Here is a 13,524-nt window from a genome sequence, read left to right on the forward strand (position 1 = left end):
GGGCGCGCCCCGGACAGGGGATCGCCGCGATGACTGACGAAACGAAGGCGCAGGCCGCGCCCGAGAAGAAGAAGACTCTTCTCCAGACCCTCGCCTTTTTCGGCGAGCGGCGCAGTCTGGTGATGCTGGGCCTCGGCTTCGCCTCGGGCCTGCCCTACATGCTGATCTTCGACACCCTGTCGCTGTGGCTTCGGGACGCGGGTCTGTCCCTGGCGGTGATCGGCTTCTTCAGCCTGGCCACCCTGTCGTTCTCGTTCAAGTTCCTGTGGGCCCCGCTAATCGACCGCACCAGGATCCCGGTGCTGCACAGCCTGCTGGGCCATCGCCGCGCCTGGATGCTGGCCTGCCAGGCCGTGATCATCCTGGGCCTCCTGGCGATCTCCGGCATCAATCCCGCGACGAACCTGCCGCTGATGGCGCTGGTCGCGGTGATCGTCGGCTTCACCACCGCCACCCAGGACATCGTCATCGACGCCTGGCGCATCGAGGTGGTCGACACCGAGCGCCAGGGCCAGATGGCCGTCGCCGTGCAGTGGGGCTATCGCGGCGCGATGATCATGGCCGGCGCCGTACCGCTGCTGCTGGCCGAGCGCTTCGGCTGGAACATCTCGTACCTGGCCATGGCGGTGGCCATGAGCGTCGGGGTGATCGCCACGCTCATGGCGCCGCGCGAGCAGGCCCACACCATCCGCGAGATCCACACTGACGGCGTCGTCCAGCCCAAGGCCCTGGAGATCGGCGAGTGGCTGGTCCGCCTGGTCATCCTGCTGATCGGCGCCCTGCTGGTCGGCTCGGGCCTGTCCGGCGACGCCAGCCTGCTGTCGAAATTCGCGGGCGGCGAGGCGCTGGAGGCGGCCTGGAAGGCCAAGCCCAACGGAGTCTGGCTGCAGCTGGCCGGGGTACTGGCGGGCCTGGTCGTAGTGACCATCGCCGCCTGGCCGATTCCCAAGGTCCCGACCAAGCCCGGCGTCTATCTGTCGACCGCGCTCGGGGCGCCGCTGAAAGAGTTCCTGACCCGGTTCGCGGGCGTGGCCGGCCTGATCCTGGCGACCATCTGCGTCTATCGGGTTTCGGACTTCGTGCTCAACATCATGAATCCGTTCTACCGCGACATGGGTTTCTCGCTGACCGAGATCGCCGAGATCCGGAAGGTGTTCGGCATCGTCGCCTCGATGATCGGCGTGTTCCTGGGCGGGGTGATCGTCGCGCGCTTCGGCCTGATGAAGGCCCTGATCATCGGCGCCTTCGCGCAGCCGATCAGCAACCTGATGTTCGCGGTGCTGGCCATGAGCGGTCACAACACCGGCATGCTGTTCGCCTCGATCTGCATCGACAACCTGGCGGGCGGCATCGCCGGCACGGCCCTGATCACCTACATGTCCAGCCTGACCACGGCGGGCTTCACGGCCACCCAGTACGCCTTGTTCGCCTCGCTCTATTCCCTCCCCGGCAAGCTGATCGCCTCGCAATCGGGGCGCATCGTCGAAGGCTCGGCGCTGGCGGCCGAGCACGGCGGGGTCACCGCGCCGCTAAAGGCCCTCTTCACCCGCCTGCCGCCCGAGAGCTTCACCGCCGCCGGCGCCAAGCTGGGCGTCAGCGGCCCGGCCATGGCGGCGGGCTATACGGCCTTCTTCATCTACACGGCCCTGATCGGCGTCGTGGCGATCGTGCTGTCCTTCCTGGTGGCGGCGCGGCAGAAGCCGGCCGAGGCCGAGCCGGAAACAGAGGCGGCGGTCGCCTAGACCTTCAGGCACACCACCTGGGCCACGCGCAGGTCGCGGCGCAGGCCGTCGGCGACGCGGCCGTAGTTCTCGGTGGTGATCGGCTCGCTGGGCGCGAACTCGGAAGGGCTGGGTCGGCGGTGCGGGCCCAGCAGGGTCTTCAGGGTCTCGGGCGCGGTCGTGTAGATCCGGCCGCGACGCGGGGCCTCGGCCACCGTCACTCCGATCACCCGCCCCGCGCTGTCGAGGGCCGGCGAGCCCGAGAGACCGGCCAGGGTGCCCTTCAGCGTGTCGGTGCGACCGACCTCGGCCCAGACCAGCACGGGCTCGGTGCGGGCGCCGCGACCGTGGACGACCAGATTCTCACGGCCCAGCAGGCGCGAGGCGGCCTCGCCCGGATGGCCCTGCGGAAAGCCCGGATGATAGGCGCGCGCCCCCCGGCGCAGCGGGGCGTCCAGGCCCAGAGGCACCGACGGCGCCCCGCCCTCGGTGGTCAGGATAGCGGCGTCGGCCTTGGGATCGACATGGACCTTGGCGGCCACGCCGCGGCCATCCGCGACGACGATCGCGGCTTGCTTACAGCCGTCGACCACGTGGCGGGCGGTCAGCCAGGTGCCGTCGTCGCCGACCGAGAAGGCCGTGCCCGAGCCCGGCTCGGGCCTGTCGGGCACCTGGACCACGATCGACGGGTCGAACGGCGAGGACGGCCCTAGGGGCAGCCCCTCCTCGCCCGGCACCGGCGGCGGCGGCGGCGGCGCGTCCGAACGCTCCTGCCGGCCGACGGCGACGATCAGCAGGGCGCTGACCGCCACGGCATAGACCAGCCAATCGGGAAGCTTGGGGAAATGCACTGGGAGGTCCCCCGACCGCGTCGGCTCAGCCGGCCACGGCGGCGGCGAGGATCAGGGCGGTGGCCAGCTTGGCGCCGACCAGCAGGGCGGCGGCGGCGACCTCGCCCTCGTGGATCCGCTCGGGCAGGCCCTGCAGCACCATGTCGGTGACGCGGAACACCAGGAGCTGCACGGCGATGGTCGCCGCGCCCCAGATCAGGATCTCGATCACCGAGGTCGAGGCGGTCAGCGAGATGGCCAGCGGAATGGCCAGGCCGACCATCACCCCGCCCAGCGACAGGGCCGCGGCCGAGTTGCCCTCGCGGATCAAGGTGATTTCCTTGTGCGGGGTCAGCAGGGCGTAGAGCGCCGTGCCCAGGATCAGCATGACCAGGGTCACGCTGGCGTGCAGCAGGGTGACCGGGAAGCCGGTGGCGAAGGCCTGGACCTCGGGCGACTGGAGCTGGGACGGCATGGACGCGAACTACCCCGATGAACTTGCGGTCCACTGACTAACACGGGTCGACAAGTTTTGCGTAGGGGGCGCCCGCGTCGGGGGAGTCGCCGCTTACTTGTAGAACCCCTGCCGCAGGTTCAGGCCGTGCTCGACGAAGGCCTTCATGGCGCACAGCATCCCGGTCCAGCCCTCGCAATTGCCGAAAGCCGCCTTCTCCCCCGCCGGGGTGTCGCTCCAGCCGGCCTCGTGGATCTTGACGTGCGTGCGGCCGTCGCCGGTGTCGGCGAAGGTCATGGTCACGGTGGTCTGGTGGGTGGCGCCCGGCTCGGCCGAACCCCATCGCAGCACGATCTTCTCGTTCTGGACGACCTCGACCACCTCGACCGGGAACGCGCCCGGGAAGTCGTGGAAGTCCCAGGTCACGGTCGCGCCGGTCTCGAGCCGACCCTGCGCCCCGCCGGTGGTGAAGTAGCCGGACAGTTTCTTCGGATCGACGACGGCCTCGAAGACCTCGGCCACGGGCTTGGCGATGCGGCCGCCGACGGTGAATTCATGGGACATGGATCATCTCCATCCTTGATGGGCGCGACAATATGTTATAATTTTATAACATGTCAAGCGAGGACGAATCGGACCTGATCTTCAAGGCCCTGGGTCACCGGGTGCGGCGACGCATTCTGGATCTGCTGAAGGAAGAGCCCCGCACCACGGGGATGCTGTGCGCCCTGTTTCCGGAGCTGGATCGCTGCACGGTGATGCAGCACCTGGGCGTGCTGGAAGAGGCCGGCCTGCTGGTGGCCGAACGGCGCGGGCGCGAGCGGTGGAACCACCTGGACGCCCTGCCGATACACGGCATTCACGAACGCTGGATCGGGCCCTACGCGGCCTATGCGGCAGGGATACTCAGCCGACTAAAGAAGGGAGTTGAGGAAGAGGCCTAAGCCGCCTCGTCCTCGTCGTCGCCGAGCATTCCGGCCATGGCCGCCATCGACAGCTTGCGCATCGCCGAGGCGCGGACCTTTTCGCTCTCGCTCTTCAGCTGGCCGCAGGCGGCGAGGATATCGCGGCCGCGCGGGGTGCGGATCGGCGAGGAATAGCCGGCCTTGTTGAGGATCGCGGCGAAGGCCTCGATCGTCGACCAGTCCGAGCACAGATAGTCGCTGCCCGGCCAGGGATTGAACGGGATCAGGTTGATCTTGGCGGGGATGCCCTTGATCAGCTTGACCAGGGCGCGGGCCTCGTCGGGGCTGTCGTTGACGCCCTTCAGCATCACGTACTCGAACGTCACGCGGCGGGCGTTGCTCAGGCCAGGATAGGCGCGGATGCCGGCCATCAGCTCGGCGATCGGGTATTTCTTGTTCAGCGGCACCAGCACGTCGCGCAGGGCGTCATTGGTGGCGTGCAGGCTGATCGCCAGCATGGCCTGGGTCGTCTCGCCCAGCTTCTGCAGCTGCGGGACCACGCCCGAGGTCGAGACCGTGATCCGGCGGCGCGAGATGCCGATGCCCTCGTTGTCGCTGATGATCTCGATGGCGTCGGCCACCTGGCCCAGATTGTACAGCGGCTCGCCCATGCCCATGAACACGATGTTCGAGAGCACGCGGTCTTCCTTGTCCGACGGCCATTCGGCCAGGTCGTCCTTGGCCACCTGCACCTGGGCGACGATCTCGGCGGCGGTCAGGTTGCGGACCAGCGGCTGGGTGCCGGTGTGGCAGAAGCTGCAGTTGAGGGTGCAGCCGACCTGGCTGGAGACGCACAGGGCGCCGGCGCGGCCGACGCCGGGGATGTAGACGCTCTCGACCTCGATGCCCGGGGCCATGCGGATCAGCCACTTGCGGGTGCCGTCCTTGCTGACCTGGCGCTCGACGATCTCCGGGCGGTTCAGCGTGAAGGCCTCGGCCAGGCGCGCGCGGGTCTCCTTGGCGACGTCGCTCATCAGCGCGAAGTCGGTGACGCCGCGATGGTGCATCCAGCGGAAGATCTGGGTGGCGCGCATCTTGGCCTTGCCGTGCTCGACCACGCCGCTCTCGACCAGGGCCGCGACCAGCTGCGGGCGCGTTAGGCCCGAGAGGTTGACCAGGGGTTTGGCGACGGGGGCGCCAGAAGCACTATGGGAAGGCGCGGCGTCGGTGGAGACGCGCGACAGGTCGAGGGTGACGCTCAAGGGGGTGTCCGGATGCTCGGGGGTCGAGGCGGACATATAGCAGGTCCGGAGCGGTTTTCCAAAAACCGCCCGATCGGCGCGTTGTCACACCTTCCGGAAGCGGCTTCCCTGGCTGGCCATCAGGGCCAGGGCCCAGTCGTCCGGCACGATCTTGGCGATGGCCGCGATCGCCTTGTTCGGCGCGCCGGGGACGCAGATCGAGCGGTTGGCCTCGGCGGCCTCGTAGCCGGCGGCGGCCACCTCGTCGGCGCCCAGCCACATCCATTCGGGCACGCCCTGACTGACCTGGCCGCGGGTGCCGTTGACGTCGTGGAATTCCGAATAGGTGAAGCCGGGGCACAGCGCCGAAACATGCACGCCGGTCGCCAGGTTCTCCAGGTGCAGGCTCTGGGAGAACTTCACGAGAAAGCCCTTGGTCGCCGCGTAGAGCGTATGGCCGGCCGCGCCGGGAACCAGGCCCGCCAGCGAGGCGACATTGACGATGCGGCCGAACTTCCGCTCGACCATGCCCGGCAGCACCTTGTGGGTCATCTCGCAGACGCCGGTCAGCATCAGCTGCAGGAAGGCGGCCTGGTCGGCCCAGGTGGTGCTGTCATAGGTCCCGGGCAAGCCGTATCCGGCGTTGTTGACCAGGGCGTCGACTACCCGGCCCTGCTCGGCGACGGCGGCCAGGACGGTGTCGACGCCGGTCGGCTCGGCCAGGTCGGCGGGGATGGCGTAGGCCTCGACGCCCGAGCGCAGCTTGATCTCGGCGGCCAGACCCTCCAGGCGATCGGCCCGGCGCGCGGTCAGGGCCACGTCATAGCCATGGCTGGCGTAGATGCGGGCGGAGGCGGCCCCGATCCCGGCGGAGGCGCCGGTGATCAGGGCGAGGCGGCGGGCCATGGCGCGGATTTTCCAGTCAAAGCGAAACTTCGCCGGAGACGAGCACGGCCTGTGATTTGGTTCAAGCAGCCCTGGAACCTGAGGGGCGGAAGAGGCGCGCCAGCTCGGCTGGGGGCGCGCCTCTTCCGGGCCGCGGTCGGGGAGGGGGACCACCGCGGCCTTGGGGACCGTAAAGGTTAGGCCGCCTTGCCGAGGCTGGCCGAAGCCTCCGCGCCGGCGGTCCAGCGGACGGCGGCCTTGGCCACGCGTTCACCCAGCAGGCGGGCGGTCTCGCGGTCGCCGGCCGGCGGCGTGATCTCGGTCGAGGCGTTGTCCGACTGGGCGGCGACGCCGAGGAACGAGCCGACGCGGTTGATCGTGTCGGGGCCGCGTTCGGCGGCGGTCACGTTCGGCGGGGCCAGGCCCAGGTTCACCCAGTTCATGCCATGCTGGGCGGCCAGGATGGTCAGGCTCTCCAGGGCGTGGCCCTTGTCGCCGGCGAAGCTGTGCGAGTTGGTGAAGCCGGCGGCCAGCTTGTCCTTCCAGGCGCCGGTGAAGAACACCGAGGCGGTGGCGTCGGCGAACACTTTGAACACGCCGGAGACGTCGCCCATGTAGGTCGGCGCGCCGAACACCACGGCGTCGGCCTGAGTGATCTTCTCGATCAGCGGGGCGAAGTCCTGAGCAGCGCTTTCGATCTGCAGCAGCACCGGGGTCTGGCCGGCGTCGCGAACGCCCTGGGCGACCTTGTCGGCGAGGACGGCCGTGTGGCCGTAACCGGAATGATAGACGATGGCGACAGTGGTCATTGGAAATCCCCGGATCTGAAATCTGGCTTGAATGGCGGCCATTTCGAAACTGAAACGGTAGCGATTACGTAATGCCGCCAGGCGGGCTCGCCAGCCCGATCAGCAACAAGATTGGGTGCAATTTTTCTACAGGTCGGATTCAGCGGCGCTAATGGCGCGCGACAGCCCGGAAATGTTCCGATCCCGATTGCGACAACGCTGTCGTTTGCTTATTTGCAAGGGACTTCTTCCCAGCAGCACGATCCCGGGACACCGCGCCCTTCCCAGGCGTCAGCGCGTCGCGTCCGTGTTGCGCCGCGTGTGTGCAAGGCGCCGACATGAGCACCGAACATCCCAAGGTCCATCCCGGCCTCGTCCTGGCGGCGCTCGCTCTGGGCGGCTTCGCGATCGGTACGACCGAGTTCGCCTCGATGAGCCTGCTGCCCTATTTCGCCAAGGACCTCGGGGTGGACGCGCCGACGGCCGGTCACGCGATCAGCGCCTACGCGCTCGGCGTCGTGGTCGGGGCGCCGGTGATCGCGGTGGCGGCGGCCCGGCTGCCGCGCCGGGTGATCCTGACGGCGCTGATGGCGGTGTTCGCGGTCGGCAACCTGCTCAGCGCCTTCTCGCCCAGCTTCGGCTGGATGATCGCCTTCCGGTTCTTCTCGGGCCTGCCGCACGGCGCCTATTTCGGCGTCGCCGCCCTGGTCGCCGCCAGCGTCGCGCCGGCGGAGAAGCGGGCCCAGGCCGTGGCCATGGTCCTGATCGGCCTGACCGTGGCGACCATCGTCGGCGTGCCGCTGGCCAATCTGGTCGGTCAGGTGATCGGCTGGCGCTGGGGCTTCGTGATCGTCTCGGTGCTGGCCAGCCTGACGGCGACCAGCGTCTGGCTCTACGCCCCGCGCGTTCCGGCCGACGCGGACGCCAGTCCGCTGCGCGAACTGGGCGCCCTGGGGCGCGGCCGGGTGTGGCTGACCCTGGCGATCGGCGCCATCGGCTTTGGCGGCATGTTCTGCGTCTACACCTATCTGGCCGACACCATGCTGGCCGTGACCCACGCCTCGCCCGCCGCCCTGCCGGTGGTGCTGATGGTGTTCGGGGCCGGCATGACCGTCGGCACGCTGGCGTGCGCCTGGGCGGCCGACCGCGCCCCGATGCCGGCCATCGGCGGCGTCCTGCTGTGGAGCGCTGCGGCGCTGGCGCTCTATCCGCTGGCGGTCGGCAGCCTGTGGACCCTGATCCCGGTCGTGTTCCTGATCGGCTGCGGCGGCGGCCTGGGCGCGGTGCTGCAGACCCGGCTGATGGATGTGGCCGGCGACGCCCAGACCCTGGCGGCGGCGCTGAACCACTCGGCGTTCAACACGGCCAACGCCCTGGGCCCCTGGCTGGGCGGCATGGCCATCGCGGCGGGATGGGGATGGGCCTCGACCGGCTGGGTCGGCGTGGCTCTGGCCCTGGGCGGCTTCGCGATCTGGATCGTGGCGGCGATCGACGCGCGCCAGCAGCAGCGGCTAGCGCTGGCCGAATAAAGTCAGCAGGGCTCGGGCTCGACGGCCGCGTGGGCGCCGTGCAGCAGGTCGGCGACGGTGATCTGGCCAAGCCGGTCGTGCGCGGCGCGATCGGCGGCGGTGATGGCGGCGCGGACGGCGTCGGGGATCCTTTCGCCGACCGGGCAGCCCTTGACGCCCTTGGGCGCGACGCCGAGGTGGGCGCAGCCGTTGACCGCCTTCAGCACGATGTCGAGCGTGATGCTGTCGGCCGGCTTCAGCAGCCAGGCTCCGCCATTGGCCCCGGCACGCGCGCCGATCAGCCCGGCCTTGCCCAGCATGGCCGTGACGCGGCGGACCACGACCGGATTGGTCGGGACCGAGGCGGCCAGTTCGGCGCTGGCCACGGCGCGGTCAGCCGAAAACGCCTCCTTGTGGGCCAAGTAGGCGAGGGCGTGCGCCGCGACGGGAAATTTCTGGCTGTCAGACATCTCTACAGGGGAACGTAAGGTGGCCGCCCGCGCGTTCAACTGAAAACTGTTTCAGCTCCGAAGCAAAATCTCCTTAGGGGAGTCCTCAGGACGACGTCGGGTGATGATTGTATCGGCCGCGGTTTGGGTGTATCGCGCCGCGCTTGATCGCGATATGGGTCGGCTCCTGGCGTTTTGCGAGGGCGCCCGGAGGGATTGAATGGCTTCCGAGGCCCCCGGCGCTTCCAACTCCGATTGCGCGCCAACGTCTACCGACATCCCTCACCAGGACGGCGGTCCGCCCAACGGCGCGGGTCACGGCCACGACGCGAAGGGCCATGGCTTCCTGGCCATGGCGCTGGGCTCGATCGGCGTCGTCTTCGGCGATATCGGCACCAGTCCGCTTTACGCCCTGCGCGAGGCCCTGGCCCATTCGCGCAGCACGACGGCGACCGAGCACGCGGTGCTGGGCGTGGTGTCGCTGGTCCTGTGGACCATGACGCTGTTTGTGACGATCAAGTACGTCATCTTCTTCATGCGCGCCGACAACAAGGGCGAGGGCGGCACCCTGGCCCTGATGGCCCTGGCCCAGAAGGCGCTCGGCAAGACCGGCGGCAAGCGCTCGATGGTGGTCTTCTTCCTCGGCGTGGTCGGGGCGGCGCTGTTCTATGGCGACGGCATCATCACCCCGGCCATCTCGGTGCTGTCGGCGGTGGAGGGCCTGAAGGACGCGCCCGGCGTGGGCCACGCCCTGACGCCCTACATCCTGCCGATCTCGGCCGGCATCCTCATCCTGCTGTTCGCCGTCCAGGCCAAGGGCACCCACCGGATGGCCTCGCTGTTCGGGCCGTTCACCGCCGTGTGGTTCCTGATCCTGGGCGCCCTGGGGGCCTACCACCTGGCCGACGATCTTTCGATCCTGCGCGCCTTCAATCCCTGGTACGGCCTGCGCTTCCTGCTGGAGAACGGCTTCCTGGGCTTCGTGATCCTGGGCAGCGTGTTCCTGGTCGTGACCGGCGCCGAAGCGCTCTATGCCGACATGGGCCACTTCGGGAAGAAGCCGATCCAGGCCGCCTGGCTGTGCCTGGTGTTCCCGTGCCTGGCCCTGAACTATCTGGGCCAGGGCTCGCTGGTCCTCGACCACCCCGCCGCCCGCCACAATCCGTTCTGGGAGATGGTGCCCAGCTTCGCCTACTGGCCCGTGCTGCTGATGGCCACCGTCGCCACCGTCATCGCCAGCCAGGCGGTGATCACCGGCGCCTTCTCTATGACCCAGCAGGCCGTGCAGCTGGGCCTGCTGCCGCGCATCGAGATCAAGCGGACGTCCGAGACCCAGGCCGGCCAGATCTTCGTGCCGGCGGTCAATCAGTTCCTGCTGATCGGCGTCCTGGTGCTGCTGTTCGCCTTCCGCAGCTCGCACAAGCTGGCCTCGGCCTACGGCATCGCCGTGACCGGCGCGATGTTCGTCGACACCCTGCTGGCCTATGTCGTCATCCGCCGGGTGTGGAAGTGGTCGCTGTGGCAGACCGGCCTGCTGCTGATCCCGCTGGTGGCGCTGGACTGCGTGTTCATCGCCTCGAACATGCTGAAGATCCCCGACGGCGCCTGGCTGCCGCTGGTGTTCGGCGCGGCCCTCGTCCTGATCATGGCCACCTGGACGCGAGGGGCCAACATCCTCACCGCCAAGACCCGCCGCGACAGCGTCCCGCTGATCGACCTCATGGAGATCCTGCGCGCCCGCGCCCCGCACCGCGCGCCCGGCACCGCGATCTTCCTGACCTCCGATCCGGACATGACCCCGGTCGCGCTGATGCACAACCTCAAGCACAACAAGGTGCTGCACGAGCGCAACGTCATCCTGACCGTCCGCACCACCGAGACGCCTCGCGTCCGCGAGGAGGACCGGGTGACGATCGAGAAGGTCAACGACGACTTCAAGAAGGTCATCGTCAACTACGGCTTCATGGAAAGCCCGAACATTCCCAAGGCCTTGGCGGTCTGCCGCAAGCAGGGGCTGAAGTTCGACATCATGGCCACCAGCTTCTTCCTGGGCCGCCGCTCGATCGTGCCGTCGGCCAACAGCGGCATGCCGCTGTGGCAGGACCGCCTGTTCATCTACCTGATGAAGAACGCCGCCAACCCGACGGACTTCTTCAAGATCCCGCCGGGTCGCGTGGTCGAGCTGGGCGCCCAGGTCACCGTTTAAGAGATACAGTCCGGCATGGAAACGACCCTGCGCGTGCTGGGCGACGGCCTCTCGATCGCCGCCCTGGCCATCATCGCCGCCACCGCCCAGGGCGCGTGGAAGCGGATCCCCAAGGACGTCCTCGTCCCCATGCTGTGGGGGCGCGACGGCAAGCCCTCCGTCCGCGCGCCCAAGGGCGTGGGCCTGCTGAGCATCCCGCTGTTGTCGACCGTCGTCCTGCTGTCGTTCACCGCGACCCAGGCGACGTTCACCGACGATCCGATCCAGGCGATCCTCATCTTCCTGGTCCGCGCCACGCTCGCCGCCAGCCTGGGGCTGAGTCAGCTGTTTCACCTGCGGTTCGTCATCAGGACGTTGCAGGACGAAGGTCAGCTTTAAACTCTTGACCAGCGCGTCCTTTCGCCGTTGAAGGCGCGCGACTTTGTGTTTCTCTCCGAAAGGACCCCGCCCATGGCCGACAAGTCCGTGAAGAAGGTCGTGCTCGCCTATTCGGGCGGGCTCGACACCTCGATCATCCTGAAGTGGCTGCAAACCGAATACGGCGCGGAGGTCATCACCTTCACGGCCGACCTGGGCCAGGGCGAGGAGATCGAACCGGCGCGCGCCAAGGCGCTGGCCGCCGGCGTCAAGCCCGAGAACATCTTCATCGAGGACGTGCGCGAGGAGTTCGTCCGCGACTTCGTGTTCCCGATGTTCCGCGCCAACACGGTTTATGAAGGCCAGTACCTGCTGGGCACCTCGATCGCGCGTCCGCTGATCGCCAAGAAGCAGATCGAGATCGCCCGCAAGATGGGCGCCGACGCCGTCAGCCACGGCGCGACCGGCAAGGGCAACGACCAGGTCCGCTTCGAGCTCGGCTACTACGGCCTGGAGCCCGACATCACCGTGATCGCCCCCTGGCGCGAATGGGACTTCAAGTCCCGCGAGGCCCTGCTGGACTTCGCCGAGAAGCACCAGATCCAGATCACCAAGGACAAGCGCGGCGAAGCCCCGTTCAGCGTCGACGCCAACCTGCTGCACTCCTCCTCGGAAGGTAAGGTCCTGGAAGACCCGGCGGTCGAGGCCCCCGAGTTCGTCCACATGCGCACGATCTCGCCCGAGGACGCGCCGGACAAGGCCACCGTCATCACCATCGACTTCGAGAAGGGCGACCCGGTCGCCATCGACGGCGTGAAGATGAGCCCGGCGACCCTGCTGACCAGGCTGAACGAGCTGGGCCGCGACAACGGCATCGGCCGCCTGGACCTGGTCGAGAACCGCTTCGTCGGCATGAAGTCGCGCGGCGTCTACGAGACCCCGGGCGGCACCATCCTGCTGGCCGCCCACCGCGGCATCGAGAGCATCACGCTGGACCGCGGCGCCATGCACCTCAAGGACGAGCTGATGCCGAAGTACGCCGAGCTGGTCTACAACGGCTTCTGGTTCTCGCCCGAGCGCGAGATGCTGCAGGCCGCCATCGACTACAGCCAGGACAAGGTCGCCGGCCAGGTCCGCGTGAAGCTCTACAAGGGCAATGTCACCGTCATCGGCCGCACCAGCCCCTACTCGCTGTACGACCAGGACCTGGTCACCTTCGAGGAAGGCAAGGTCGCCTACGACCACCGCGACGCCGGCGGCTTCATCAAGCTGAACGCCCTGCGCCTGCGCGTGCTGGCCAAGCGCGACCGGCGCGGCTAGGGACTTCCGACTTCGGAAAACGAGAACGCCCCGGCCGTCGGTCGGGGCGTTTTTCGTTTCACACCCGATTGTACGGATACCGGTCCCGGATGATCCGCTGGAAGAACCGGCCTTTCGACGGGGCCCGCAGGAAGGCCTGGCTGATCCGCTCGGGGACGCCGACATAGACGTACGCGTCGCCATCGCGGAACGTGACGAACAGCTTGCCGTGTTCGGGGGTGTAGTCGATTTCGGCGATCGCCGTGGAGTCCACACGCATGGCTTCAAGCCTCCGCGAATGAGGATCGTCAGCCTTAGGAGCGAATGAGCGCCGGGAGGGTTCCCCCAGCGCCGCGCGCGGCGAAGGCGACGCCCGTGCTCTAAGGGGTGGCGGGACGCGTGCAAAGTCAGGACGAATACGGCTAGGGTTTCCCCCGAGGCGGCATGAGTCCGCGGGAGGAACCCAAGAAATGCATCAGTCGCACGCGCTCGTGGCCATCGTCACCCTGGTCTCGCTGCTGGTCTATGTCTGGATGATCCTGCGCATCCCCGGCGCGCGCCGCCGGACGGGGATCGACGCCCCCGCCATGACGGGTCATCCCGAACTGGAGCGCCACCTGCGCATCCAGGCCAACACCGTCGAATGGCTGGTCATCTACCTGCCCTCGCTGTGGCTGTTCGCCATCTACTGGAACGACCTGTTCGCGGCGGCCATGGGCGTGGTCTGGATCATCGGCCGGATCGTCTACGCCCTGGGCTACGCCGCCGATCCGAAGAAGCGCGAACTCGGCTTCACCATCCAGGCGCTGGCGACCGCCGTCCTGCTGTTCGGCGCCCTAGGTCGGGCGATCTACATTTTCGCCGTCATCGGCGCCTAGCTC

At 68.3% G+C, this 13,524-nt stretch carries 15 protein-coding genes; 7 read left to right on the top strand and 8 right to left on the bottom strand.

Features of this window, described 5'->3' with window-relative positions; genetic code table 11:
• Positions 1-29: 29 nt before the first annotated feature.
• Positions 30-1,742 carry an MFS transporter gene (locus EIK80_RS12065; RefSeq protein WP_125157221.1) on the top strand — a complete coding sequence of 571 codons (1,713 nt, stop codon included), beginning with the start codon at positions 30-32 and terminating at the stop codon, positions 1,740-1,742.
• Here EIK80_RS12065 and EIK80_RS12070 read toward each other — a convergent pair.
• From EIK80_RS12070 to EIK80_RS12080, 3 genes are all read right to left on the bottom strand, one after another.
• Positions 1,739-2,572 (bottom strand): serine protease, encoded by an 834-nt coding sequence (locus EIK80_RS12070; RefSeq protein WP_125157222.1) that lies wholly within the window; start codon positions 2,570-2,572, stop codon positions 1,739-1,741. The two genes, EIK80_RS12065 and EIK80_RS12070, sit on opposite strands and share 4 nt — an antisense overlap.
• Positions 2,573-2,597: 25 nt before the next feature.
• Positions 2,598-3,026, bottom strand: a complete 429-nt coding sequence (locus tag EIK80_RS12075; protein ID WP_125157223.1) for a DUF350 domain-containing protein — start codon at positions 3,024-3,026, stop codon at positions 2,598-2,600.
• 93 nt (positions 3,027-3,119) lie between these two features.
• The gene (locus EIK80_RS12080; RefSeq protein WP_125157224.1) at positions 3,120-3,569 is read right to left on the bottom strand and encodes an SRPBCC domain-containing protein; all 450 of its coding nucleotides are present in this window, start codon (positions 3,567-3,569) and stop codon (positions 3,120-3,122) included.
• A 50-nt stretch (positions 3,570-3,619) separates the two neighbouring features.
• Here EIK80_RS12080 and EIK80_RS12085 point away from each other — a divergent pair, with 50 nt between their 5' ends.
• On the top strand, positions 3,620-3,949 hold the full coding sequence (locus EIK80_RS12085) for a helix-turn-helix transcriptional regulator (protein ID WP_125157225.1): 330 nt from the start codon (positions 3,620-3,622) through the stop codon (positions 3,947-3,949).
• Here EIK80_RS12085 and rlmN read toward each other — a convergent pair.
• The 3 genes from rlmN to EIK80_RS12100 all read right to left on the bottom strand — a co-directional run bounded on the left by rlmN (position 3,946) and on the right by EIK80_RS12100 (position 6,845).
• Positions 3,946-5,172, bottom strand: coding sequence for a 23S rRNA (adenine(2503)-C(2))-methyltransferase RlmN (rlmN, locus tag EIK80_RS12090; RefSeq protein ID WP_125157357.1), 1,227 nt, complete (start codon positions 5,170-5,172; stop codon positions 3,946-3,948). The two genes, EIK80_RS12085 and rlmN, sit on opposite strands and share 4 nt — an antisense overlap.
• A gap of 84 nt (positions 5,173-5,256) precedes the next feature.
• Positions 5,257-6,057 carry an SDR family oxidoreductase gene (locus EIK80_RS12095; RefSeq protein ID WP_125157226.1) on the bottom strand — a complete coding sequence of 267 codons (801 nt, stop codon included), beginning with the start codon at positions 6,055-6,057 and terminating at the stop codon, positions 5,257-5,259.
• Positions 6,058-6,233: 176 nt separating this feature from the next.
• Positions 6,234-6,845, bottom strand: a complete 612-nt coding sequence (locus EIK80_RS12100) for a flavodoxin family protein (RefSeq protein ID WP_125157227.1) — start codon at positions 6,843-6,845, stop codon at positions 6,234-6,236.
• A gap of 317 nt (positions 6,846-7,162) precedes the next feature.
• On the opposite strand from EIK80_RS12100, the gene EIK80_RS12105 reads away from it, so the two are divergent.
• On the top strand, positions 7,163-8,353 hold the full coding sequence (locus tag EIK80_RS12105) for an MFS transporter (RefSeq protein ID WP_125157228.1): 1,191 nt from the start codon (positions 7,163-7,165) through the stop codon (positions 8,351-8,353).
• A 2-nt stretch (positions 8,354-8,355) separates the two neighbouring features.
• Here EIK80_RS12105 and EIK80_RS12110 read toward each other — a convergent pair whose 3' ends face one another.
• On the bottom strand, positions 8,356-8,802 hold the full coding sequence (locus EIK80_RS12110; protein WP_125157229.1) for an Rrf2 family transcriptional regulator: 447 nt from the start codon (positions 8,800-8,802) through the stop codon (positions 8,356-8,358).
• 199 nt (positions 8,803-9,001) lie between these two features.
• On the opposite strand from EIK80_RS12110, the gene EIK80_RS12115 reads away from it, so the two are divergent.
• The 3 genes from EIK80_RS12115 to EIK80_RS12125 all read left to right on the top strand — a co-directional run bounded on the left by EIK80_RS12115 (position 9,002) and on the right by EIK80_RS12125 (position 12,664).
• The gene (locus EIK80_RS12115) at positions 9,002-10,987 is read left to right on the top strand and encodes a potassium transporter Kup (RefSeq protein ID WP_125157230.1); all 1,986 of its coding nucleotides are present in this window, start codon (positions 9,002-9,004) and stop codon (positions 10,985-10,987) included.
• 15 nt (positions 10,988-11,002) lie between these two features.
• Positions 11,003-11,365, top strand: a complete 363-nt coding sequence (locus EIK80_RS12120; protein WP_125157231.1) for a hypothetical protein — start codon at positions 11,003-11,005, stop codon at positions 11,363-11,365.
• A gap of 72 nt (positions 11,366-11,437) precedes the next feature.
• Entirely contained in the window at positions 11,438-12,664 is a 1,227-nt protein-coding gene (locus EIK80_RS12125) for an argininosuccinate synthase (RefSeq protein WP_125157232.1), read from the top strand.
• Between the two features lie 58 nt (positions 12,665-12,722).
• Here the strand turns inward: EIK80_RS12125 and EIK80_RS12130 are convergent, their stop codons facing one another.
• Complete coding sequence (locus tag EIK80_RS12130; protein WP_125157233.1) at positions 12,723-12,923, bottom strand: KTSC domain-containing protein; 201 nt, start codon at positions 12,921-12,923, stop codon at positions 12,723-12,725.
• A gap of 190 nt (positions 12,924-13,113) precedes the next feature.
• Here EIK80_RS12130 and EIK80_RS12135 point away from each other — a divergent pair, with 190 nt between their 5' ends.
• Positions 13,114-13,521: an MAPEG family protein gene (locus tag EIK80_RS12135; protein WP_125157234.1), complete on the top strand. Its 408-nt coding sequence runs from the start codon at positions 13,114-13,116 to the stop codon at positions 13,519-13,521.
• Positions 13,522-13,524 lie beyond the last annotated feature (3 nt).

It is taken from the genome of Caulobacter sp. 602-1, from assembly GCF_003931565.1.
Classification (GTDB): Bacteria; Pseudomonadota; Alphaproteobacteria; order Caulobacterales; family Caulobacteraceae; genus Caulobacter.

Bases quoted from the DNA above. Each gene is read 5' to 3' on its own strand.
- EIK80_RS12065 (WP_125157221.1), top strand. From the start codon at position 30: ATGACTGACGAAACGAAGGCGCAGGCCGCGCCCGAGAAGAAGAAGACT.
- EIK80_RS12075 (WP_125157223.1), bottom strand. From the start codon at position 3,026: ATGCCGTCCCAGCTCCAGTCGCCCGAGGTCCAGGCCTTCGCCACCGGC.
- EIK80_RS12080 (WP_125157224.1), bottom strand. From the start codon at position 3,569: ATGTCCCATGAATTCACCGTCGGCGGCCGCATCGCCAAGCCCGTGGCC.
- EIK80_RS12085 (WP_125157225.1), top strand. From the start codon at position 3,620: ATGTCAAGCGAGGACGAATCGGACCTGATCTTCAAGGCCCTGGGTCAC.
- EIK80_RS12095 (WP_125157226.1), bottom strand. From the start codon at position 6,057: ATGGCCCGCCGCCTCGCCCTGATCACCGGCGCCTCCGCCGGGATCGGG.
- EIK80_RS12100 (WP_125157227.1), bottom strand. From the start codon at position 6,845: ATGACCACTGTCGCCATCGTCTATCATTCCGGTTACGGCCACACGGCC.
- EIK80_RS12105 (WP_125157228.1), top strand. From the start codon at position 7,163: ATGAGCACCGAACATCCCAAGGTCCATCCCGGCCTCGTCCTGGCGGCG.
- EIK80_RS12110 (WP_125157229.1), bottom strand. From the start codon at position 8,802: ATGTCTGACAGCCAGAAATTTCCCGTCGCGGCGCACGCCCTCGCCTAC.
- EIK80_RS12115 (WP_125157230.1), top strand. From the start codon at position 9,002: ATGGCTTCCGAGGCCCCCGGCGCTTCCAACTCCGATTGCGCGCCAACG.
- EIK80_RS12120 (WP_125157231.1), top strand. From the start codon at position 11,003: ATGGAAACGACCCTGCGCGTGCTGGGCGACGGCCTCTCGATCGCCGCC.
- EIK80_RS12125 (WP_125157232.1), top strand. From the start codon at position 11,438: ATGGCCGACAAGTCCGTGAAGAAGGTCGTGCTCGCCTATTCGGGCGGG.
- EIK80_RS12130 (WP_125157233.1), bottom strand. From the start codon at position 12,923: ATGCGTGTGGACTCCACGGCGATCGCCGAAATCGACTACACCCCCGAA.
- EIK80_RS12135 (WP_125157234.1), top strand. From the start codon at position 13,114: ATGCATCAGTCGCACGCGCTCGTGGCCATCGTCACCCTGGTCTCGCTG.